Source organism: Noviherbaspirillum sp. (genome assembly GCF_035254685.1).
In the GTDB taxonomy this organism is placed as follows: Bacteria; Pseudomonadota; Gammaproteobacteria; order Burkholderiales; family Burkholderiaceae_D; genus Noviherbaspirillum.
Window position 1 is genome coordinate 1 of record NZ_DATFAI010000041.1, and the last position, 22,097, is coordinate 22,097.

General features: G+C 61.7%; 22 protein-coding genes and 1 pseudogene. 7 read left to right on the forward strand and 16 right to left on the reverse strand.

What is annotated here, in order from left to right:
• Nucleotides 1–279 (reverse strand): annotated as a pseudogene (locus tag VJ698_RS17630) (rod shape-determining protein MreC); the annotation flags it as partial.
• 103 nt (nt 280–382) lie between these two features.
• On the reverse strand, nt 383–1,426 hold the full coding sequence (locus VJ698_RS17635; RefSeq protein WP_324104105.1) for a rod shape-determining protein: 1,044 nt from the start codon (nt 1,424–1,426) through the stop codon (nt 383–385).
• 264 nt (nt 1,427–1,690) lie between these two features.
• Between VJ698_RS17635 and gatC the strand changes: the two genes are divergently transcribed.
• Genes gatC through gatB form a run of 4 tightly spaced genes read left to right on the forward strand, consistent with a single transcriptional unit; the run spans nt 1,691 to nt 5,464 of the window.
• On the forward strand, nt 1,691–1,993 hold the full coding sequence (gatC, locus tag VJ698_RS17640) for an Asp-tRNA(Asn)/Glu-tRNA(Gln) amidotransferase subunit GatC (RefSeq protein WP_324104106.1): 303 nt from the start codon (nt 1,691–1,693) through the stop codon (nt 1,991–1,993).
• Between the two features lie 50 nt (nt 1,994–2,043).
• Nucleotides 2,044–3,504, forward strand: coding sequence for an Asp-tRNA(Asn)/Glu-tRNA(Gln) amidotransferase subunit GatA (gene gatA, locus VJ698_RS17645; RefSeq protein WP_324104107.1), 1,461 nt, complete (start codon nt 2,044–2,046; stop codon nt 3,502–3,504).
• A 2-nt stretch (nt 3,505–3,506) separates the two neighbouring features.
• Nucleotides 3,507–3,989, forward strand: coding sequence for a hypothetical protein (locus tag VJ698_RS17650; protein WP_324104543.1), 483 nt, complete (start codon nt 3,507–3,509; stop codon nt 3,987–3,989).
• Between the two features lie 14 nt (nt 3,990–4,003).
• A complete protein-coding gene (gene gatB / locus VJ698_RS17655; RefSeq protein ID WP_324104108.1) occupies nt 4,004–5,464 on the forward strand; it encodes an Asp-tRNA(Asn)/Glu-tRNA(Gln) amidotransferase subunit GatB in 1,461 nt (486 codons plus the stop codon).
• An 89-nt stretch (nt 5,465–5,553) separates the two neighbouring features.
• On the opposite strand, the gene VJ698_RS17660 is transcribed toward gatB, so the two are convergent.
• Nucleotides 5,554–6,177 (reverse strand): DUF4124 domain-containing protein, encoded by a 624-nt coding sequence (locus VJ698_RS17660; protein WP_324104109.1) that lies wholly within the window; start codon nt 6,175–6,177, stop codon nt 5,554–5,556.
• 41 nt (nt 6,178–6,218) lie between these two features.
• Entirely contained in the window at nt 6,219–6,884 is a 666-nt protein-coding gene (pyrE, locus tag VJ698_RS17665; RefSeq protein ID WP_324104110.1) for an orotate phosphoribosyltransferase, read from the reverse strand.
• A gap of 142 nt (nt 6,885–7,026) precedes the next feature.
• Here pyrE and VJ698_RS17670 point away from each other — a divergent pair, with 142 nt between their 5' ends.
• Nucleotides 7,027–7,824: an exodeoxyribonuclease III gene (locus VJ698_RS17670; RefSeq protein WP_324104111.1), complete on the forward strand. Its 798-nt coding sequence runs from the start codon at nt 7,027–7,029 to the stop codon at nt 7,822–7,824.
• Here VJ698_RS17670 and VJ698_RS17675 read toward each other — a convergent pair.
• The 12 genes from VJ698_RS17675 to VJ698_RS17730 all read right to left on the reverse strand — a co-directional run bounded on the left by VJ698_RS17675 (nt 7,814) and on the right by VJ698_RS17730 (nt 20,038).
• Complete coding sequence (locus VJ698_RS17675) at nt 7,814–8,701, reverse strand: M48 family metallopeptidase (protein WP_324104112.1); 888 nt, start codon at nt 8,699–8,701, stop codon at nt 7,814–7,816. The genes VJ698_RS17670 and VJ698_RS17675 overlap by 11 nt on opposite strands.
• Before the next feature lie 34 nt (nt 8,702–8,735).
• Nucleotides 8,736–9,947, reverse strand: a complete 1,212-nt coding sequence (locus VJ698_RS17680) for an AmpG family muropeptide MFS transporter (protein ID WP_324104544.1) — start codon at nt 9,945–9,947, stop codon at nt 8,736–8,738.
• Nucleotides 9,948–10,336: 389 nt separating this feature from the next.
• Nucleotides 10,337–10,939, reverse strand: coding sequence for a methionine biosynthesis protein MetW (gene metW / locus VJ698_RS17685; RefSeq protein ID WP_324104113.1), 603 nt, complete (start codon nt 10,937–10,939; stop codon nt 10,337–10,339).
• Nucleotides 10,936–12,084 (reverse strand): homoserine O-succinyltransferase MetX, encoded by a 1,149-nt coding sequence (gene metX, locus VJ698_RS17690; protein ID WP_324104114.1) that lies wholly within the window; start codon nt 12,082–12,084, stop codon nt 10,936–10,938. Before metX ends, metW begins: the two co-directional genes overlap by 4 nt.
• A 212-nt stretch (nt 12,085–12,296) precedes the next feature.
• Complete coding sequence (gene ptsP / locus VJ698_RS17695) at nt 12,297–14,048, reverse strand: phosphoenolpyruvate--protein phosphotransferase (protein WP_324104115.1); 1,752 nt, start codon at nt 14,046–14,048, stop codon at nt 12,297–12,299.
• Nucleotides 14,049–14,056: 8 nt separating this feature from the next.
• Complete coding sequence (locus tag VJ698_RS17700) at nt 14,057–14,326, reverse strand: HPr family phosphocarrier protein (protein ID WP_324104116.1); 270 nt, start codon at nt 14,324–14,326, stop codon at nt 14,057–14,059.
• 20 nt (nt 14,327–14,346) lie between these two features.
• The gene (locus VJ698_RS17705) at nt 14,347–14,748 is read right to left on the reverse strand and encodes a PTS fructose transporter subunit IIA (RefSeq protein WP_324104117.1); all 402 of its coding nucleotides are present in this window, start codon (nt 14,746–14,748) and stop codon (nt 14,347–14,349) included.
• Between the two features lie 112 nt (nt 14,749–14,860).
• Complete coding sequence (gene gshB / locus VJ698_RS17710; RefSeq protein ID WP_324104118.1) at nt 14,861–15,802, reverse strand: glutathione synthase; 942 nt, start codon at nt 15,800–15,802, stop codon at nt 14,861–14,863.
• A 3-nt stretch (nt 15,803–15,805) separates the two neighbouring features.
• Nucleotides 15,806–17,104, reverse strand: a complete 1,299-nt coding sequence (gene gshA / locus VJ698_RS17715; protein WP_324104119.1) for a glutamate--cysteine ligase — start codon at nt 17,102–17,104, stop codon at nt 15,806–15,808.
• A gap of 274 nt (nt 17,105–17,378) precedes the next feature.
• Nucleotides 17,379–18,953: an ammonium transporter gene (gene amt, locus VJ698_RS17720; RefSeq protein ID WP_324104120.1), complete on the reverse strand. Its 1,575-nt coding sequence runs from the start codon at nt 18,951–18,953 to the stop codon at nt 17,379–17,381.
• Between the two features lie 12 nt (nt 18,954–18,965).
• A complete protein-coding gene (glnK, locus tag VJ698_RS17725; protein WP_324104121.1) occupies nt 18,966–19,304 on the reverse strand; it encodes a P-II family nitrogen regulator in 339 nt (112 codons plus the stop codon).
• Nucleotides 19,305–19,315: 11 nt separating this feature from the next.
• Nucleotides 19,316–20,038, reverse strand: a complete 723-nt coding sequence (locus VJ698_RS17730) for a TorF family putative porin (protein WP_324104122.1) — start codon at nt 20,036–20,038, stop codon at nt 19,316–19,318.
• 259 nt (nt 20,039–20,297) lie between these two features.
• Between VJ698_RS17730 and VJ698_RS17735 the strand changes: the two genes are divergently transcribed.
• A complete protein-coding gene (locus tag VJ698_RS17735) occupies nt 20,298–20,549 on the forward strand; it encodes an accessory factor UbiK family protein (RefSeq protein ID WP_324104545.1) in 252 nt (83 codons plus the stop codon).
• Nucleotides 20,546–22,069, forward strand: coding sequence for a YifB family Mg chelatase-like AAA ATPase (locus VJ698_RS17740; RefSeq protein ID WP_324104123.1), 1,524 nt, complete (start codon nt 20,546–20,548; stop codon nt 22,067–22,069). The genes VJ698_RS17735 and VJ698_RS17740 overlap by 4 nt, the downstream gene beginning before the upstream one ends.
• The last annotated feature ends 28 nt before the right edge of the window (nt 22,070–22,097 follow it).

The following is a 22,097-nucleotide window of genomic DNA, read 5'->3' on the forward strand; positions in this document are numbered from 1 at the left end:
GGCCGACTGCTCGAGCAGGCGCACGCGCAGCTCGCGGTTCTCGCGCAGCAGGCGCTCCTGGCTCGCGAAGTAGTCGGCGGCGCGCCCGAGGGCCTCGCCGGGCATCACGGCCAGTTCCTGCAGCGGATGGGCGAGGACCGAGAGCGACAGCCGCACCGTCTCGAGCGCGTGGAAGCGGTGGTCGGCGATCATCACCGCGATCGCGGCCAGCGTGAAGAACGTGAGGCGCGCGAGCGGCGAAGGCCCGCGATGGAAGAACGGAGGCGGTTCGCGAATCATCGGGGACGGGCGCTAACGATTTGCCGGCGAATCATTCGACGCAAATCGGCCTGTCCCCGATGATTCGCTCATGGCCTGAAGGCCAGACTCCAAGAAAGGCGCCTCAGTCGTTGGTGAAGACCGTCCCAAGCTTGTCCATTTCCTCCAGCGCGCGGCCCGAGCCCCGCACGACGCAGGTGAGCGGGTCGTCGGCGACGATCACGGGCAGCCCCGTTTCCTCCATGAGCAGGCGGTCGAGCTCGCGCAGGAGCGCTCCGCCCCCGGTGAGCACCATGCCCTTCTCGGCGATGTCGGCGCCCAGCTCGGGCGGCGTCTGCTCGAGCGCGCTCTTCACGGCGGAGACGATGGAATTCAGCGGGTCGGTGAGCGCCTCCAGGATCTCGTTGGAGGAGATGGTGAACGAGCGCGGGATGCCCTCGGCGAGGTTGCGTCCCTTCACCTCCATCTCGCGCACCTCGCTGCCGGGGAAGGCGGAGCCGATCTGCTTCTTGATCTGCTCGGCGGTCGACTCCCCGATCAGCATCCCGTAGTTGCGGCGGATGTAGTTGATGATCGCCTCGTCGAACTTGTCGCCGCCCACGCGCACCGAGGCGGAGTACACGATGCCGCCCAGCGAGATCACGCCGACTTCGGTCGTGCCGCCGCCGATGTCGACGACCATCGAGCCGGTCGCATCCGAGACGGGCAGGCCGGCGCCGATCGCGGCGGCCATCGGTTCTTCGATCAGGTAGACCTGCGAGGCACCTGCGCCGAGGGCGGATTCGCGGATCGCGCGGCGTTCGACTTGCGTCGAGCCGCAAGGCACGCAAATGATGATGCGCGGGGAAGGCTTGAACAGTTTGGAGTCGTGCACCATGCGGATGAACTGCTTGAGCATCTGCTCGGTGACGGTGAAGTCGGCGATCACGCCGTCCTTCATCGGGCGGATCGCTTCGATGTTGCCCGGCACCTTACCGAGCATCTGCTTGGCTTCCTTGCCGACAGCCTGGATCGTCTTCTTGCCGTTCGGGCCGCCCTGCTGACGAATCGCCACAACCGACGGCTCGTCCAGCACGATGCCCATGTTACGCACGTAGATCAGCGTATTGGCAGTGCCCAGGTCAATGGCCAGGTCGTTAGAAAAATAACTGCGTAAAAATCCAAACATGTATTGTCCTGATGCGCAATGTGGCGCGCTTAAACATTAGAGGTTAAAACCGGCCTTCCTGCGGCGGCTCAAACGCTTCGGCGCCAGCGAGGTATTAACCCGACATTCTACCTTATAATTTAGCTGAAATTAGTCGACGGCAACTTCAAAAATGCGGCGTAAATACAAGGCGTTTCAAGCGTTTCGACAAGTTTTTGCCAGAACTAAAACACCCTTTGCTTTTTAAAAATACAAACCGTCAACAGCTGCCCAAACTACCCTATCATGTCACTCGACCTCACCGATGTTAAACGCCTTGCCCGCCTGGCACAGCTCGACCTGAACGAAGATCAGGCCGGCAAGACCCTGGACAAGCTCAACGGTATTTTTGCCCTTGTTGAACAGATGCGCGCTGTCGACACCAGCAACGTGGAACCCCTGAATCATCCGATCGCCGCCTACCAGGACGATGTTGCCCTGCGCCTGCGCGATGACGCGGTGACCGAGCCGAATCGCCGCGACGAGTACCAACAGGTCGCCCCGGAAACCCAGGACGGTTTGTACCTGGTTCCGAAAGTCATCGAATAACCCCTTTCCGTCAGCACGCCGGACAAAGCGTCCACGCGGTCACCCATCCTATGCATACCAAGACCCTCAAAGAACTTTCCGCATCCCTGCATGCCAGGCAGATATCCGCGACCGAGCTGGCCAAGCTGTTCCTCGAACGCATCAGGCAAAGCGACCTCAACGCCTTCGTCCATGTGGACGAGGCATTGACCCTGCAGCAGGCATCCGAAGCCGATGCGCGCATTGCCAGGAATGACACCACGCCGCTGACCGGAATTCCGATCGCGCACAAGGACATTTTCGTTACGCGCGGCTGGCGTTCGACCGCCGGTTCGAAAATGTTGGCGAATTACATCAGCCCCTTCGATGCAACTGTCGTCGAACAGTTCCGTACGGCAGGTACTGTGACACTCGGAAAATTGAATTGTGACGAATTTGCCATGGGTTCTTCCAACGAGAACTCGCACTTCGGCACCGTGAAGAACCCATGGGACAAGGCTGCCATCCCTGGCGGCTCCTCCGGCGGATCAGCGGCAGCAATCGCAGCGCGCCTTGCCCCGGCCGCCACCGCAACCGACACCGGCGGCTCCATCCGCCAGCCGGCATCGCTGTGCGGCATCACCGGCATCAAGCCGACCTATGGCCGTGTCTCGCGCTTCGGCATGATCGCCTTCGCCTCCTCGCTCGACCAGGGCGGCCCGATGGCGCGGACTGCCGAGGACTGCGGCATGCTCCTGAACGCCATGGCCGGTTTCGATCCACGGGACTCGACCAGCCTGGAACGCCCGACAGAAGATTTCACTCGCGACCTCGACAAGAGCCTGCAGGGGCTGAAAATCGGCATCCCGCGTGAATATTTCGGCAAAGGGCTGGCGAGCGACGTCGAACAGGCGGTGCGCGCGGCATTGCGCGAATATGAAAAGCTGGGCGCGACGCTGGTCGATATTTCATTGCCAAAAACAGAGCTGTCGATCCCGGTGTACTACGTGATCGCGCCGGCGGAAGCATCGTCCAACCTGTCGCGCTTCGACGGCGTGCGCTACGGCCATCGCGCGCAGGATTACAAGGACCTCGCCGACATGTACCGCAAGTCCCGCGCGGAGGGCTTCGGCGAAGAAGTGAAGCGCCGCATCCTGGTCGGCACCTATGTGCTGTCGCACGGCTATTACGATGCCTACTACCTGCAGGCGCAGAAGATCCGCCGTCTGATCGCGCAGGACTTCCAGGACGCCTTCAAGCAATGCGACGTGATCATGGGACCGGTATCGCCGACCGTCGCCTGGGATATCGGCGACAAGGCGGACGATCCCGTCGCGAACTACCTTGCCGACATCTTCACGCTGTCGACCAGCCTTGCAGGCTTGCCGGGCATGTCGATTCCCTGCGGATTCGGTCAGGGCGACAAAAATGCGAAGCGCCCAGTCGGCCTGCAGATCATCGGCAATTATTTCAACGAAGCTCGCCTGTTGAACGTCGCGCACCAGTACCAGCGCGTGACGGACTGGCACCAGCGCAAGCCGGAAGGGGTGTGACGATGCCGCGCCGCGCCGTCATGCTGATGCTGCTCTGCCTGGCCGGCAGCGCGGCCGCGCAAAAGCTGGATGCGCGTTTTTCCTGCAGTGCGGCGCGCGACGAAGATGGCGAAAAGGTGACTTACGCAGACACTGCCCGGTTCCGCCTGGACGGCAACCGTATCGAAGCCTTTTCCTGGGAATCGTCGCTGTTCCGCACCACGCATGGCTTTGACTGCAGCATCGACCAGGGCGACGGCCTGCTCGCCGAAGTCAGGGCCGAGCAGGAAAGGACGACATGGCGCATTTCGTTGGCTGATGCCCACGCAGCGCGCGAGCGGCGCGGCTACACGTTCGACCGCAGGATGAATTGCACGATCCGGCTGGAGCGCGAAGGCGACACCCTGGCTGTGAAGCCGAGCTGCCCGGCCCTGTGCGGTTCACGCAGCAATTTCACGGCACTATCGGTGGATTTGAAGACCGGCAAGTGCCGTTATGAAGAATAAGTGAGGACACTACTATGCAGTGGGAAGTCGTAATCGGTTTCGAGACACACGCACAACTCTCGACCCAATCGAAAATTTTCAGCGGCGCAGCGACCCGTTTCGGCGCCGAGCCTAACACGCAGGCCTGCCCGGTCGACCTGGCGCTGCCCGGCGTGCTGCCCGTCATGAACAAGGGCGCAGTGGAACGCGCCATCCAGTTCGGCGTCGCAGTCGGCGCAACCGTCGCGCCGCGCTCGGTCTTCGCGCGCAAGAATTATTTCTACCCCGACCTGCCCAAGGGTTATCAGATCAGCCAGTACGAGATCCCGGTAGTGCAAGGCGGTACGCTTTCCTTCGTCCTGGAAAAGGATGGCAAGACGGAAATGAAGACCGTGCACCTGACCCGTGCCCACCTGGAAGAAGATGCCGGCAAGTCGCTGCACGAGGATTACCACGGCATGACCGGCATCGACCTCAACCGTGCCGGCACGCCGCTGCTGGAGATCGTCACGGAGCCGGACATGCGCAGCGCCGCTGAAGCAGTGGCCTACGCGAAGGCGCTGCATTCGCTGGTGGTGTGGCTCGGCATCTGTGACGGCAACATGCAGGAAGGCTCCTTCCGCTGCGACGCCAACGTCTCGGTGCGGCCGATGGGCCAGAACGAATACGGCACGCGCTGCGAAATCAAGAACCTGAACTCCTTCCGCTTCCTGGAAGACGCCATCAATTTCGAAGTGCGACGCCAGATCGAGCTGATCGAGGACGGTGGCACGGTGGTGCAGGAAACCCGCCTTTACGACCCGGATCGCAAGGAAACGCGCTCCATGCGCAGCAAGGAAGAGGCGGCGGATTACCGCTACTTCCCCGACCCCGACCTGCCGCCGCTCGTGATCGCGCAGGAGTGGATCGAGCGCGTGAAGGCGTCGATGCCGGAACTGCCAGGCGCGATGCGGGAGCGCTTCGCGAAGGATTACGGCCTGCCGGAATACGACGCGGCGGTCCTGACGCAATCCAAGGCGATGGCCGCGTATTTCGAAGCCGTGGTCGCGAAGGCCGGCAAGGAGCAGGCCAAGCCGGCGGCCAACTGGCTGATGGGTGACGTGTCGTCGACGCTGAACCGCGAAGGCGTCGATATCGCGAACGCGCCGGTCAAGGCCGAACAGCTCGCCGTGCTGCTGCAGCGGATTGCCGATGGCACCATCTCGAACAAGATTGCCAAGGAAGTGTTCGGCGCGATGTGGGAAGCACCGTCCGACAAGGCGACGCTTGCCGACGACATCATCGAAGCCAAGGGCCTGAAACAGATTTCCGACAGCGGGGCACTGGAGAAGATCGTGGACGAAGTGCTGGCAGCGAATGCGAAATCGGTCGAGGAATACCGTTCCGGCAAGGAGAAAGCCTTCAATGCGATCATCGGCCAGGCGATGAAGGCAACCAAAGGCAAGGCGAATCCGGCGCAGTTGACGGAATTGCTGAAGAAGAAGCTGGCGGGATAAGGCTACGTCATTTCCAGGGCGACCGGCGTGCAAGCCGGCCGCACCTCGCCGGCTACACCTCGCCGGCCACACCTGATTACAGCGGTCGCCTATTTTGCAGCGACCTCGCCTACCAGTTCGCGGTAGCGCTTCAGCGTCGCATCGAACTTCGCATTGATCTGCACGACCTCCGCCTCCCGGTCGAGCAGCAGCTTCCTTGATGTACTGACGGCCTGTTCAGCGTCATCCAGCTTGCGCTGCATGACGGTCGGCACCGTCGCATTCTTTTTCCTGGTCGTATCCACTTCGGACCGGGCCAATTGCTGATGCTTCTCGGCGTTGGCGAGCAACAGCTTCTCGCGCTTGATCTGCTCCTCGACCGGCTCGATTGCCCGCTTGCGGGCGAGTTCGACATCCGATTCGCTGCGGTAGCGGGCGCGTATGGCCATGTCGTTGCGGCGCTGCTCCTCGGCCGCCGCCTCGTCTGCCTTGCGCTGCGCTTCCTGCGCACGCAATTGCTGCTTCTGTTCGGCAATCGGCGGTGGCAGGATCTCACGCCGCACCAGGCCTTTCGAATCGAGCTCGCGCATGACGCGATCGGCGCATTCGGCAATGGGCCGGTCGGAGGTGAGGGTGCGTCCGGAAGCATCCTTGCATTGATAAATCTGCGCCGATGCCATCCACGGGATGACAAGCAGTGCCAGGGCTCCGGCAATTTTCGATGAACTCTTCATCGCACCTCCTCCCGAATGCAGGTACGAGCTACACGACGGAACTACATCACGCCATAGCGGCTTCGATAGGCGGCGACCGCATCCTTGTAGCTGGCAAGCTCCTGGCCGGCGTCCGCCTTCGAAATATATTCCAGCAAATCATCCAGATTGCCAATAGAAATCACCGGCATGCCATAGGTTTTCGTCACTTCCTGTACCGCAGAATGTTCGGACAGCGCGCCGTCCTTGCCCGAGCGTTCCATGCGATCGAGCGCGATCAGGACGGCGCAGGGAGTGGCGCCCGCGGCGCGGATCATGTCCACTGATTCGCGCACCGAGGTGCCGGCGGAGATCACGTCATCAATGATGACCACCCTGCCCTGCAATTTGGCGCCCACCATGGTGCCGCCCTCGCCGTGGTCCTTGGCTTCCTTGCGGTTGAAGGCAAACGGGACATTGCGGCCCTTGCGCGCCAATTCGACGGCGGTGGCCGAGGCGAGGGTGATGCCCTTGTAGGCCGGTCCGAACAGCATGTCGAATTCGATGCCGGAATCGAGCAGCGTCTGCGCATAGAACTCGGCCAGCTTGCCCAGGTTGGCGCCATCGCTGAACAGCCCGGCATTGAAAAAATAGGGTGACGTGCGGCCCGCCTTGGTGATGAACTCGCCGAAGCGCAGCACACCCGCGGAGACGGAAAACGCGATGAATTCCTGACGTAGCTTGCTCAAGATGCCCTCGAAATGTATAGATTGACAATGCCGGCACAGCGGCCGGCCAAACAGGCATTGTAATGGGATATGCCTTTCGCATGGCCCGATCGGCGCCGCAAATTTCGGTTATGCTAGCCGCTCGTTTTTTCCTGGTGAACGCATGATCAAGATCGTATCCGCCAACCTCAATGGCATTCGCTCCGCAGCCAAAAAGGGGTTTTTCGACTGGATGGCCAAACAGTCCCCGCACATCGTCTGCGTGCAGGAACTGAAGGCGCAGGCCGCCGACATGACGCCGGAATTCCTCCGCCCGCACGGCTACCATGGCCATTTCCATTACGCGGAAAAGAAGGGCTACTCCGGCGTCGGCGTCTATTCGACATTCGAACCGGATGCGGTGCAGGTGGGTTTCGGCAATGACGAGTTCGATGCCGAGGGCCGTTATGTGCAGTGCGATTTCGGCAAACTCAGCGTGATCTCGCTCTACTGCCCTTCCGGCTCCTCCAGCGAGGAACGCCAGCAGGCGAAGTTCCGCTTCATGGACGTGTTCCTGCCGCACATGGAACAGCTGATCGGATCCGGCCGCGAAGTCGTCATCTGTGGCGACTGGAACATCGCGCACAAGGAAATCGACCTGAAGAACTGGAAATCGAACCAGAAGAACAGCGGCTTCCTGCCGGAAGAGCGCGCGTGGATGACACAGGTGTTCAGCCAGGTGGGCTGGGTCGATGTGTACCGTCGGTTGCATCCGGAGACGACCGGCGAAGCGTACACTTGGTGGAGCAATCGCGGACAGGCGTGGGCGAACAATGTCGGGTGGCGCATCGATTACCACGTCTCCACGCCGGGCATCGCGGCCAAAGCAAGCGGGGCGTCAATCTACAAGGACGAGCGCTTTTCCGACCATGCGCCGCTCGTCGTAGAGTACGACGGCGCATCCTCCTTCATCAGCGGATAGACGCGATTCCCTTGGCGTTGCTCCGATAGGGTGGCAAGGCATCAACCGTTGTTCCCTTGGCATTTGCATATAGCGGCATCACCTCGGGCAGATGCTGCTGCATGTCCGCGATGCGGCTGCCGCCGGCCGGATGGGTGGAGAGCCATTGCGGCGGTGCGTTCTTGCTGACCATGCCCATCTTCTGCCACAGCGCGATGCCGGCGCGCGGATCGTAGCCGGCGCGCGCGGCGATATCCAGTCCGACCAGGTCCGCTTCGGTTTCATCGCTGCGCGAAAACTTCAGCATGACGAGTTTCGCACCCTGCCCCGCCAGCATCTGGCCCGTATCCTTCAGGCCGAGCAGGGCGGAACCCAGTGCGGTTCCCAGGTTGAGCAACGTGCCCTTGGCCATACGCTCGCGTCCATGCTCGCGCAGGGCATGGGCGATCTCATGGCCCATCACGATGGCGACTTCGTCATCGGTGAGTTTGAGCGTATCCAGCAGGCCGGTGTAGAACGCGATTTTCCCGCCGGGCATGCAAAAAGCGTTCACCTCGCTGGAGGCGATCAAGTTCACTTCCCACTGCCATTGCGTCGCGCGTTCATTCCAGCGTGTGGTATGGGGAATGATGTTCCTGGCAATCGCACGCAGGCGGGCGACCTGCGGATCGCTGGCTGGCACGAGCGCTCCCTTGCGATTCGCCTGCTGCTTGACCTCGGTGTATTGCTGGAGCGCGCTTGCCTCGACCTGGTCTTCCGGCACGAGCTTGCGCAGGGCGGACGGCTTGCCTACCTTCACGCCACCGTCGGCCTCGTTCACACGGTCCTGCGCATGAGCCGGGTGCATGCCGAAAAAGCAGGCAGCAATGAAGAACGGAGCAAGCAGCAGTCGATTCATGGGTCCCTCCACAAGAACGGTGTTCGCCGGGCTGCTACTTCTTGTCGCCATTCCAGGGGGCGATCTTCGGCAGCATCATCATGCCCGGCAACGCCAGCGCAAAGCATACAAGAAAGAATGTGAACCAGCCGGTCTGCGCCACGATGTACCCCGTTGCCGCGTTGAAGAAGGTACGCGGCACGGCCGCCAGGCTGGTAAACAAGGCAAATTGGGTCGCAGTGTAGCGCGGATCGGTGGTGGTGGCGATATAGGCCGTGAAGGCGGCCGTGCCCAGTCCGACCGCGAAGGCTTCGAGGCCGATCACGGCGCCGAGCATCAGGGTCGCATGCTCGCCGGTGCTGACGCCGGTCTGCGCGAGGGCTGCGAAACCGAGGATGGCCAGCGCCTGCAGCACGCCGAAAATCCACAGGCCGCGGTTGATGCCGGTCTTCTCCAGCCAGATCGCCCCAAGAATGCCGCCGGACAGGCTGGCCCACAGGCCGGCGTTCTTGGCCACCAGTCCGATCTGGGTGCGGGTGAAGCCGAGGTCGATATAGAACGGCGTAGCCAGCGCGGTCGCCATCGAATCGCCGAGCTTGTAGAGGAAGATGAAGGCCAGCACCAGCAGTGCATGTGACCAGCCGCTGCGATGGATGAATTCCTTGAACGGAAGCGCCACCGCTTCGCGCAGGTTCTTCGGCGGCTGGCCGTAGATTTTCGGTTCGGCGATGATGAGCGTTGTGACAATGCCAGGCAGCATGAACAGCGCAGTGATGATGAACACCGACTGCCAGCTCATGAGGTCGGACAGGATCAGCGAGAGCGCACCTGGCACCAGTGTGGAGAGCTTGTAGGCATTGACGAAGAGCGCGGTGCCCGAACCCTGTTGTTCATCGGTCAGCAGTTCACGCCGGTAGGCATCGATCACGATGTCCTGGCTGGCCGACAGGAAGGCGACCGCGCCGCACAGGAACACGATGGCTGTCAGGTCGGTCTTCGGGGAAAACTGGCCCAGGGCCGCAACCGCGACCAATAGCGCGATCTGCGTGACCAGCATCCAGCCGCGCCGCCGCCCCAGCAGCGGGATATGGAAGCGGTCCATCAGCGGCGACCAGGCGAACTTCCAGGTGTAGGGGAAGCCGACCAGCGCGAACAGGCCGATGGCTTTCAGGTCCACGTTTTCCGACTTCAGCCAGGCTGACAACAGGTTGTACAGGATGAACAGCGGCAGGCCCGAGGAGAAACCGAGCGAGACGCAGATCAGCATCTGGCGACTGAAGTAATGACGCCAGCCCGGCTTGGCCTTGACTTCGGGTTCAGGAGTGGGTTCGGTAGCGGATGGCGCTGCCAGGGTCATGTCGTGCTCGCGTGGTGGTAGGTGTCATGAGGTCCGTGCAGACGAATTTTAACGGTGCGGCAAGAACCCGATCGGTGTCCACGGAAAACACGAAAAACACGGAAAACATCTCCATTTTTTTGCGTATTTTGTGGACACAAGTTTCTGCTCAATGCAGACACATCATAGATGCCCACAAAAAGCACTCGGCGTGCCCCAGAAAAAACAAAAAATTCAAGAATCTTTCCGTGTTTTTCGTGTTTTTCGTGGACATAAACAATGTCCAGGATGCCCCATTAACGTCTGAACGACCTGCCAGGTTATCGTTTTCGAAAGCGGAACACGGCCAGACTGCCACGCCAGTTTGGGAGGAAGGAAACGGGCTTGCCGTCGTGCAACGCGACGCATTCGAGCACTTCGAGTCCCACCCGGTTGGCAAGTTCCTCAAAATCCTTGATCGTCGCGCAACGCACGTTGGGCGTGTCATACCATTCATACGGCAGCGACTTCGATACAGGCATGCGCCCGCGCAGCAGCGCAAAACGGTGCGGCCAGTAGGCAAAGTTCGGGAAGGAGACGATGGCCTCGCGCCCGACACGCGCGATGTCGCGCAGGACGCCCTCGACGTTCTTCATCATCTGCAGCGCGGACAGGCACAGCACGGTGTCGAAGGCATCGTCGGCGAATATCGCCAGTCCCGCCTCCAGGTCCTGCTGGATGACAGAAACGCCGCGGCTGATGCAGGTCGGGATCTTGCGATCATCGATCTCCACACCGTAGCCGAGGCATTGTTTATCGGTCTGCAAATAGTCGAGCATCACGCCGTCGCCGCAGCCGAGGTCGAGCAGATGCGATGCCGGCGCGACCCAGTGCGCGATGAAGGCGAGGTCGGGCCGCAGGGCGATCAGTTCACGGAAATTCATTTGCGCACCTCCTTGCTGATGTCGTGCCAGATGCGGTCGTAATAGGCTTTCACCACATTCATGTAACGCGGGTCCTCCAGCAAAAAGGCATCATGCCCGTGTGGCGCGGCGATTTCGGCGTAGCTCACGCGGCGCTTGTTGTTGACCAGCGCCTGCACGATTTCGCGGCTGCGCTCGGGCGAGAAGCGCCAGTCGGTGGTGAAGGACACCAGCAGGAACTGCGCCTCCGTCCTGGCGAGCGCCTTGGTCAGGTCGTTGCCGTACTCGCGCGCCGGATCAAAGTAATCGAGCGCCTTGGTGATCAGCAGGTAGGTGTTGGCATCGAAGTACTCGGAAAACTTGTCACCCTGGTAGCGCAGGTAGGATTCAATCTCGAAATCAATGCCATAGCCGAACTGGTACGTGCCGTTGCGCAGGTCGCGGCCGAATTTTTCCGCCATGCTGTCGTCGGACAGGTAGGTGATGTGCCCGACCATGCGCGCCACACGCAGGCCGCGCTTGGGCACCACGCCGTGCTCGTAAAAATGGCCGCCGTGGTAATCGGGATCGGTCAGGATGGACTGGCGCGCGACGTCGTTGAACGCGATGTTCTGCGCGGTGAGCTTCGGCGTGGAAGCGATCACGATGGCATGACGCACGCGCTCGGGATAGATGATGCTCCAGGACAGCGCCTGCATGCCTCCGAGCGAGCCGCCCATGACGGCAGCGAACTGTTCGATGCCAAGCGCATCCGCGAGTCGCGCCTGGGCGCGCACCCAGTCTTCCACGGTCACGACCGGAAAGTCCGCGCCATAGGGCTTGCCGGTGGCCGGATTGGTGTGCATCGGTCCGGTCGATCCGAAGCAGGAACCGGGATTGTTGACGCCGATGACGAAGAAGCGGTCGGTATCGACGGGCTTGCCCGGCCCAACCATGTTGTCCCACCAGCCGACACTCTTGCTGCCGTCCGCGCCTTCGTACATGCCGGCGACATGGTGCGAGGCGTTCAGTGCGTGGCAGACCAGCACCGCGTTGGAGCGGTCGGCATTGAGCTTGCCGTAGGTTTCATAGACGAGCGTGTAGTCCGCCAGCGACGCGCCGCTGCTCAGTGGCAGGGGCTCGGAAAAGTGCATCGACTGCGGCGAAACGATTCCCAAGGATGACATGACGATCCCGAAGGTGCAGATAAATGTGCAGAAAACAAAAAAGCCCGAGAAGCGGTCAGCTTATCGGGCTAAGTTCAGGCTTGAATTGCAAGCACGCTTTAGCCGTATTTATTACGCGCCCGCAAGCTGATTATCAAATCGGCGCATTGCATAAGAATAACCAAGTCGGTTGCCGCCGTCAAACCCGCTTGTCAAACAGCCATCGCGTCCGATCACAGCGTGCGCAACTGCTCGACCGCCTCGACGATGTCGTTCGGCTCCATCGAGCGCAGGATCTTCTTCGTGCGCGGGACGATGGCCGACAGGTCGGTATTCAGGATCTCCTGCTTGACGGCGAGTATCTGCGACGGATGCATGGAGAATTCGCGCAGCCCCATGCCCAGCAGCAGGCGCGTCAGCCGGGTATCGCCCGCCATTTCACCGCATACCGACACCGGGACACCTGCCTTGGAACCGATCGCGATGGTGGTCGACAGCAGGTAGAGCACCGCCGGATGCAGCGGGTTGTACAGATGCGCGACCTCATGGTCGGCGCGGTCGATCGCCAGCGTGTACTGGATCAGGTCATTGGTGCCGATGGACAGAAAATCCATGCGCTTGACGAACATCGGCAGAGTCAGCGCGGCGGCCGGGATTTCGATCATCGCGCCCACCGGGATCTGCGGATCGAACTTCCTGTTGGACTCGCGCAGTTGCGACTTGGCCTGCTCGATCATCGCCAGTGTCTGGTCGATCTCGAAGGCGTGTGCGAGCATCGGGATCAGGAGCTTGACCGGCCCGTAGGCCGAGGCGCGCAGGATCGCGCGCAACTGCGCCAGGAACATCTGTGGCTCGGTCAGGCAAAAGCGGATCGCGCGCAGGCCAAGCGCCGGATTGAGGGAGGTCTGCTCGGCCGCATCGAGCGGCTTATCGGCGCCGATGTCGAGCGTGCGGATGGTGACCGGCTTGCCCTTCATCGCGACCACGGCTTGGCGATAGGACTCGAACTGCTCGTCTTCCGAAGGCAGCTTGTGGAGCAGGCCGACGCGCCCCATGAACAGGTATTCGGAGCGGAATAGGCCGACGCCCATCGCGCCGGCGTCGAGCGCGGCGGGGCAATCGTCGGGCAATTCGATATTCGCCAGCAGCGAAACCTCGATGCCATCCTTCGTGACGGCGGGCGTTTTCTTGAGCTTGCTGAGCTTCTTGCGGTCGCGGATCAGCCGCGCCTGACGCTCGCGGTACTGGTCCATCACTTCCGGCGTCGGATCGACGATCACCACGCCGGCATCGCCGTCGATGATGACCCAGTCGTCCTGCTGGATCAGGGCTGACGCGTTGTACATGCCCACCGCCGCGGGAATGTCGAGGCTGCGCGCGACGATCGCAGAATGGGAGTTCTGCCCGCCGAGATCGGTCACGAAGCCGCCGAAGGCACGGTTCTTGAACTGCAGCATATCGGCCGGCGAGATGTCGTGCGCGACGACGATCATGCGCCCGGCCGGTTCGTCCGAGCCATCGCCGGCAGGAAGCGTATGGGAGGTGCCCGTCAGCACTTTCAGCACGCGCTCGCCGACCTGAAGGATGTCAGCCTTGCGCTCGCGCAGGTAGGCATCCTCGATCTCGTCGAACTGCGCGGACAGCTCGTCGATCTGGCTGACCAGCGCCCATTCGGCGTTGTAATGCCGGGTACGAATGATCTCGAGCGGCACTTCGGCAATCATCGGGTCCGACAGGATCAGCGCATGCACGTCGATGAAGGCGCCAAGCTCAGCCGGCGAATCCTTCGGCAGGTCGTTCCAGATGGCCTGCAGTTCCCTGTGCACGGTGGCGATGGCCTTTTGCAGGCGCTGCACTTCCGCCTCGACCTGTTCCTGCGGAATGATGTAATGCCTGACCTCGAGTGCTGCAGGGGTGAGCAGGTGCGCGCGGCCGATTGCAATGCCGCGTGACACCGGAATCCCATGAAGCGTAAAAGAAGCCATCGCGTTCTTTACTCGCCTTCGCCAAATTTATTCTGGATCAGCTCGACGAGCGCGTCAAAGCACGCCTTCTCGTCGGCGCCTTCGGCCTCCAGCAGGACGGTCGTCCCCTTGCCGGCTGCCAGCATCATGACGCCCATGATCGACTTGGCATTCACGCGCCGCGCATTGCGCGTCAGCCAGACTTCGCTCTGATACTTTGCCGCGAGCTGTGTCAGCTTGGCCGAGGCACGCGCATGCAGGCCGAGCTTGTTGATGATTTCGATTTCCTGTTGAATCATTTCCCGCCGATCTTCTTTTCTTATGAAACCCGAACCCGGTTATCCACCCTGACCGCCCCGCTCTGTCCGCCGGCCAGCGCCATTTCCACGACGATATCGAGCGTGTCGTTGCGGTAGGTCAGCGCGCGCAGCAGCATCGGCAGGCTGATACCGGCAATCACTTCGACGTGCCCCGGGCTGCACAGACGCAGCGTGCAATTGGAAGGCGTGCCGCCCATGACGTCGGTGATGACGAGAACGCCGGAGCCATCGTCGATGCGCTTGATCACTTCCACCGCAAGCCGGTTGACTTCGGCAGGGTCCTGGTCGGCGCGCACGTCGATCGCTTCCATCCTTTCCGGCCGCGCGCGAAAGACATGGGTTGCCGCCTCGATGAAGGCGTTGCCGAGCGGTGCGTGGGTCAGGAGAAGGATGCCGATCATGATTTTTCTGGTTTATGCGGGATGCTTCCCGTTGGCGGATGATGCAAAGGATTGTCGTCGGGCGTCACCAGCCTCATGCGATCGTCCCGCATCCCGCAACGCGAATTCCTTTTTATTGGCACTGCTTCTCCAGTGCGTCAATGAACATTCCGGCAACATCGAAACCCGTTTGTTGCGTGATTTCCTGGAAGCAGGTCGGACTGGTGACATTAATTTCCGTGAGGCAATCTCCGATGACATCCAATCCTACCAGCAACAGGCCGCGCGTCAAAAGAGCTGGCGCAAGCGCCTCGCCGATTTCCCGGTCGCGCTGCGAGAGCGGCTGCGCGACGCCCAGGCCGCCGACGGCAAGATTGCCGCGCACCTCCCCGTTCTGCGGAATGCGCGCCAGCGAATACGGTACGACCTGTCCGCCGATCAGCAGAATCCGCTTGTCCCCCTGGCTGATTTCCGGAATGAAGCGCTGGACCATGATCGTGCGCATGCCATTTTCGGTCAGCGTTTCAATGATGGAGCCGAGATTCATGCCGTCTTCCCGGACCCGGAAAATACCGATGCCGCCCATGCCGTCGAGCGGCTTGAGAATGATGTCCTTCTGCTCGCGATGGAAAGCGCGGATCCGGTTCTCGTCGCTGGTGACGAGGGTCGGCGAGGTGAATTCCGGGAATTGCGCGATCGCCAGCTTTTCATTGTGGCTGCGGATCGCTTCCGGCCGGTTGACCACGCGCGCGCCCTGCCTCTCGGCCACCTCCAGCAGATAGGTGAGGTAGATGTATTCCATGTTGAAGGGCGGGTCCTTGCGCACGACCACCGCGTCGAACTCGGTGAGCTGCATCGCGGTCGCCGGTTCGGCGTGGTACCAGTCCTTCGGGTCGCCGGTCAGGTTGACGCGGGCGACATTGGCCGTCAGCAGGCCGGCATGGAACGCCATGTCCTTCTGCTCGAAGGCGTAGATCGCATGGCCGCGCCGCGCCGCCTCGGCCATCATTGCGTAGGTGGTGTCCTTGTAGATCTTGAAATGGTCGAGCGGATCGGCGAGGAAAGCAAATTTCATGTGTCAGTACACCTCGGGATTCGGATCGGTCTTTTCCAGCTCGATCGACGCGGCCAGCAAGGCCAGGCGCGCGACCACGCCATACATGTAGAACCGGTTCGGCGGCGCGGTGCCCGGCTTGGCTTGCAGGTCAGGCAGGGCGTGCTGCTGCGCGAAGGCCAACGGCACGAAATGCGCGCCGGGTGAATTCAGGTTCTCGTCGATGCCGCGCTCTGCATGCACACGGTAGAAACCGCCGACCACGTAGCGGTCAATCATGTAGACCACCGGCTCGGCCACCGCATCGTTGATGTGCTCGAAGGTGTGCACGCCTTCCTGGATGATCACGTCGGACACTTCCAGGCCTTCCTTCACCACCGACATCTTGTTGCGCTGCTTGCGGTTGAGGTCACGCACCTCGCTGGCATCCTTGACGGTCATGATGCCCATGCCGTAGGTGCCGGCGTCGGCCTTGACGATAACGAAAGGCTTTTCCTTGATGCCGTATTCCTTGTACTTCTTGCGGATCTTGGCCAGCACGGAATCGACGCTCGCAGCAAGGCATTCTTCGCCGGTACGTTCATGGAAATCGATCTCGCTGCATCGGGCGAAATAGGGGTTGAGCATCCAGCCGTCGACATCGACCATCTTGGCGAATTTCTTGACCACTTCATCGTACGCTGCGAAGTGGTTGCTCTTGCGGCGCACGGTCCATCCGGCATGCAGCGGCGGCAACAGGTTCTGTTCGTGCAGGCCTTCCAGGATGGGCGGAACGCCGGACGACAGGTCATTGTTCAGCAGGATGGTGCAGGGGTCGAAATTCTTCAGGCCGAGCCTGCGTCCGTTGGCGGAGCGCTCGAGCGGTTCGAGCGTGATCGTGCTGCCGTCGGGCAGATCAATGTTGGTCGGTTCCTTGACATCTTCGGACAGGGAACCGAGGCGCACATTCAGGCCGGTCTGGCGGAAGATCTGCATCAGGCGCGCGACGTTCTGCAGGTAGAACACGTTGCGCGTATGCCGCTCGGGAATCAGCAGCAGGTTCTTGGCATCCGGACAATATTTCTCGATGGCGGCCATCGCGGCCTGTACGGCCAGCGGCAGCATTTCCGGCGAGAGGTTGTTGAAACCGCCCGGGAAAAGATTGGTGTCGACCGGCGCCAGCTTGAAACCGGCATTGCGCAAGTCCACCGAGCAATAGAACGGCGGAGTATGTTCCTGCCACTCGAGGCGGAACCAGCGCTCGATGGACGGCGTGGCGGACAGGATTTTCTTTTCGAGGTCGAGTAGCGGACCGTTCAGAGCTGTGACGAGGTGCGGAACCATAGAAACCTTCTAGCTATAAGCATTTTTGCAATAGGAGAATTCTAACGGCAATCGTCCTGTTGCGTGTGCGGGATGTTGTCAGAGGAAGGCTGTTGCCGGACGCGGCATTTCACAAATGGCAATGCATGCCCGGCGTCCATGACGGACATGCCTCAGATGCGGGCGCACCCGCCGATTTTAAAGGCCAAAAACAAAAAAAGCGCTCCGTCCGGAGCGCCTTGAACAATCCCGCCACGGCCGAGGCGGGAAGGGGAAACGGCATGCCGATGGCGGCTCAGGAGTGGTAGGCCGATTCGCCATGGCTGGCGATGTCGAGGCCTTCACGCTCCTGCTCTTCCGGCACGCGCAGGCCGATGAGCAGGTCCACCACCTTGTAGGCGACGAACGCCACCACGCCGGACCAGACCAGTGTCGTCAGCACGCCCTGGAACTGGATCCATACCTGCCCGGCGATCGAATAGTCGGGCGAGACCTTGTTGGCGACATAGTCATAGATGCCGGTGCCGCCCAGCGAGGGCGCGGCGAACACGCCGGTCAGCAGGGCACCGAGGATGCCGCCGACGCCGTGCACGCCGAACACGTCGAGCGAGTCGTCAGCGCCCAGCATGCGCTTCAGGCCATTGACACCCCACAGGCAGACGATGCCGGCCAGCAGACCGATCACTAGCGCGCCCATCACGCCGACGAAGCCGGCTGCCGGCGTGATTGCCACCAGGCCGGCGACAGCGCCGGACGCCGCGCCCAGCATGGACGGCTTGCCCTTTTCCATCCATTCACCGAAGGTCCAGGACAGCGTGGCGGCGGCGGTTGCCAGCAGTGTGTTGAGGAATGCCAGGGCAGCGGTGCCGCCCGCTTCCAGCGCGGAGCCGGCGTTGAATCCGAACCAGCCTACCCACAGCATCGACGCGCCCACCATGGTCAGCGTCAGCGAGTGCGGCGCCATCGACTCGCGGCCGTAGCCGATACGCTTGCCGATGACGAATGCGCCGACCAGCCCGGCCACGGCCGCATTGATGTGCACCACTGTACCGCCTGCGAAATCGAGCGCGCCCTTCTGGAACAGCCAGCCGCCGGCAGCCGTCGCCTTTTCGGCTGCGGCAGCATCGGTGAAGGCATCCGGTCCAGGCCAGAACCAGACCATGTGCGCGATCGGCAGATAGGAGAAGGTGAACCAGAGGACAACGAACAGCAGCACGGCCGAAAAACGGATGCGTTCGGCAAACGCGCCCACGATCAGGCCGCAGGTGATCGCCGCGAACGTAGCCTGGAAGGCGACGAACACGAACTCCGGAATCACCACGCCCTTGCTGAAGGTGCCGGTAATGGTATCCGGCGTCATGCCCTTCAGGAACATGCGGTCGAACGAGCCGATGAAGCTGTTCCCTTCAGTGAACGCCAGCGAGTAGCCGTAGATGCACCAGAGCACGATGATCAGGGCGAAGATCACGAAGACCTGCATCAGGATCGAAAGCATGTTCTTGGAGCGCACCAGGCCGCCATAAAACAGGGCCAGGCCCGGGATCGTCATCAGGATCACCAGCACGGTGGCGACCATCATCCAGGCGGTGTCGCCCTTGTTCGGGACAGGAGCCGGGGCTGCGGCAGGCACGGCGGCCGCAGCAGCAGCCGAAGCAGCAGCCGAAGCAGCAGCAGGAGCGGCCGCGGGAGCCGCCTGGGCGACGGCGGGCGCCGGGGCAGATGCGGCCGGAGCAGATTCGCCGGCTGCGGGCGCAGAAGCCTGCGCCACGATCGCTTCCGCCTTGGCGGAAGGTGCATCGTCGGCCAGCGCGAAGGATGACGCGAACAGCAGCGCGCCGGACGCAAGAATGCCTGCAAAGAGTTTTTTCATTTCACTCCTCCTTCAGAGTGCAGCGTTGCCGGTCTCACCGGTACGGATACGGATGACCTGCAGCAGGTCGTACACGAAGATCTTGCCGTCGCCGATCTTGCCGGTGCGGGCCGCGCGCTCGATGGTTTCGATGGCACGCTCGACGAGTGCGTCGTCCACCGCCGCGTCGATCCTGGTCTTGGGCAGGAAGTCGACCACATACTCCGCGCCACGGTACAGTTCGGTATGCCCCTTCTGGCGGCCGAAGCCCTTGACCTCGGTCACCGTGATGCCCTGCACGCCGATCTCCGAGAGCGCCTCGCGCACTTCATCGAGCTTGAATGGTTTGATAATCGCAGTGATCATTTTCATGGCGGTCTCGCTCAAAAGGTTTTGGCAACGGACACCAGCAGCGCATTCTTGCCGAGGTTCTTGCCGCCGGGGCCGACATAGTTGTCGGTGTTGGTGCCGACCAGTGCAGCCGACGCCGTGACGATGCCGAAGTCCTTGGTCACGCCGACTTTCCAGTCGGTGTAGCTGAACGCGGAACTGTTCTTCACCTTCTGGTGGCCCGCGTGCAGGTTCAGCGTCAAGCCTTGCCCGACCTCGACGTTGGCACCCACGTCGAGGTAGCCGCTGCGTTTGCTGTCGGTGAATCCGAACAGGTTGGTCAGTGCATGCGAGTACTTCACATACGCGGGCCCATAGCCGAGCTGGCCGTAGACTTCAGTCGTGTTGGCGCTCGGATTGAGATTGTTCGATGGGTACTGGTAACGTAGCAGGCCGACGTCGTATGTGACGTCCTTCACGATCTCGCCGCGCTTGCCACCGTAGATATCCCACTCGACATCGCTGTCGCCGCCCGCGTCCTTGATCCATTTGATGGTCGACAGCCAGGTGCCGGCGTAGAATCCGCTCGGGTTGTGCGTATAATCGGCGCCGCCTTGCAGTGCCGGCTTCAGGCGCGTTTGCGAAATGCCGCGATAACGGTAGTCGCTGACGACGGACGCATTGAAGCTGAATTCATTGTCCGGCTTTTTCTCTTCCGCCTGCGCGCCGCCACAGAAGACGGCGAACACGGCACTGGCGAGAATCAGTTTTTTCATGGCGTTTCCCTTCGATGTTGGAACAAGGATGATCCGTATTGCATTTTTCCAACGACATAGCAGGACTCATGCCATCCTTTTTCCTGCCGGGATGCGTTATCATTTTTCCATTTCAGGCCGGTTCTACTGCTTTAATCACCATCGGCAATCACAAATCGCCCTTGTCGCCGCACCGATTTCAGCCAATGCACCACAAGCAGTCGCACCACCGTGGCGCGGCGCACCAGCAATGGGCGATTCATCCACTCGGGAATCCAACATGAACGCAAGCAACTTCCTCAACGACCTCCAGTCGAAGATCAACCAGGCCATCGAAAACTCGCCGGCGAAGGACATCGAAAAGAATGTGAAAGCGATGCTCACGCAAGGCTTCTCCCGCCTCGACCTGGTCACGCGCGAGGAATTCGATATCCAGGCACAGGTGCTGGCCAAGACCCGAGCCAAGCTGGAAGCGCTGGAAGCCCGCGTGGCGGAACTCGAGGCGCTTCTGAAAAAAGCGCCTGAACAATGAGCCTTGCCGTATTGAAGAGCCGCGCGCTTGCGGGCATGCAGGCGCCGGAAGTCACGGTAGAAGTCCATTTGGCCAACGGGCTGCCTTCCTTCACGATCGTTGGCCTGCCGGAGACGGAAGTCAAGGAATCGAAAGACCGTGTGCGTGCGGCCTTGCAGAACGCGCGCTTCGAGTTTCCCGCGCGCCGCATCACCGTCAACCTCGCCCCCGCCGACCTGCCGAAGGAATCCGGCCGCTTCGACCTGCCGATCGCGCTCGGCATTCTCGCCGCCTCCGGCCAGATGCCCGCCGATGAACTCGACAAGTATGAATTCGCCGGGGAGCTGTCCTTGTCCGGCGAATTGCGCCCGATCCGGGGCGCATTGGCGATGACCTATGCCATGCATCGCGCCGGCGACGCCAGCGGCAAGGAGCGCTCCTTCATCCTGCCGCGCGCCAATGCCGATGAAGCGGCGCTGGTGCAAGATGCCGCGATCGTTCCGGCCGACTCCCTGCTGCAGGTCTGCGCGCATTTCGCAGCAACCGACAGCGAAGCAAGGCTCGCGCGCCACCAGGCCCGGGCCGCTGCCGCGCGCCCCGCCTATCCCGATTTCGCCGACGTGAAGGGCCAGGCGCAGGCCAAGCGTGCGCTGGAAGTTGCGGCCGCCGGTGGGCACAGCGTACTGATGGTCGGCCCCCCGGGCACGGGCAAGTCGATGCTGGCGGCGCGCTTTCCCGGCATCCTGCCGTTGATGACAGATGAGGAAGCGCTCGAATCAGCGGCGGTGCAATCGCTCACGAGCGGATTCACCATTTCGAAGTGGAAAGCTCGGCCATTCCGTGCACCGCACCACACTGCCTCCGGCGTCGCACTGGTCGGCGGCGGTGGCACACCGCGTCCCGGCGAGATCTCGCTTGCCCATCGCGGGGTGCTATTCCTCGATGAGCTTCCGGAGTTCGACCGCAAGGTGCTGGAAGTCCTGCGCGAACCGCTCGAGTCCGGCCACATCACCATTTCACGCGCGGCACGGCAAGCGGATTTCCCCGCGCGCTTCCAGCTGGTGGCAGCGATGAACCCGTGCCCATGTGGTTACTTGGGACATCATGCCAACCGTTGCCGCTGCACGCCAGACGGCGTGGCACGCTACCAGGACAAGATCTCCGGCCCGCTGCTCGACCGCATCGACATGCAGATCCAGGTCGGTGCGCTGCCGCACGACGAGTTGCTGAAGCAGGCCGACGGCGAACCATCGAACGCGATTGCGGAACGCGTGGAATGTGCCTTCGAACGGCAGGTCAAGCGCCAGGGTAAGGGCAACCACGGCCTGTCGACCGGCGAGATCGATGCGCATTGCAGGCCGGACGATGCCGGCGAACAGCTCCTGCGCAATGCCATGTCACGCCTGAACTGGTCCGCACGTGCTTATCACCGCGTACTGAAAGTGGCACGTACGATTGCCGATCTGGCAGGCGCGACGACGATCGGGCAAGCGCATGTGGCGGAGGCGATCCAGTATCGGCGGGCGTTGCGGGAGCATTAAACTTTCACGCCCTTGCACTATTGACGTT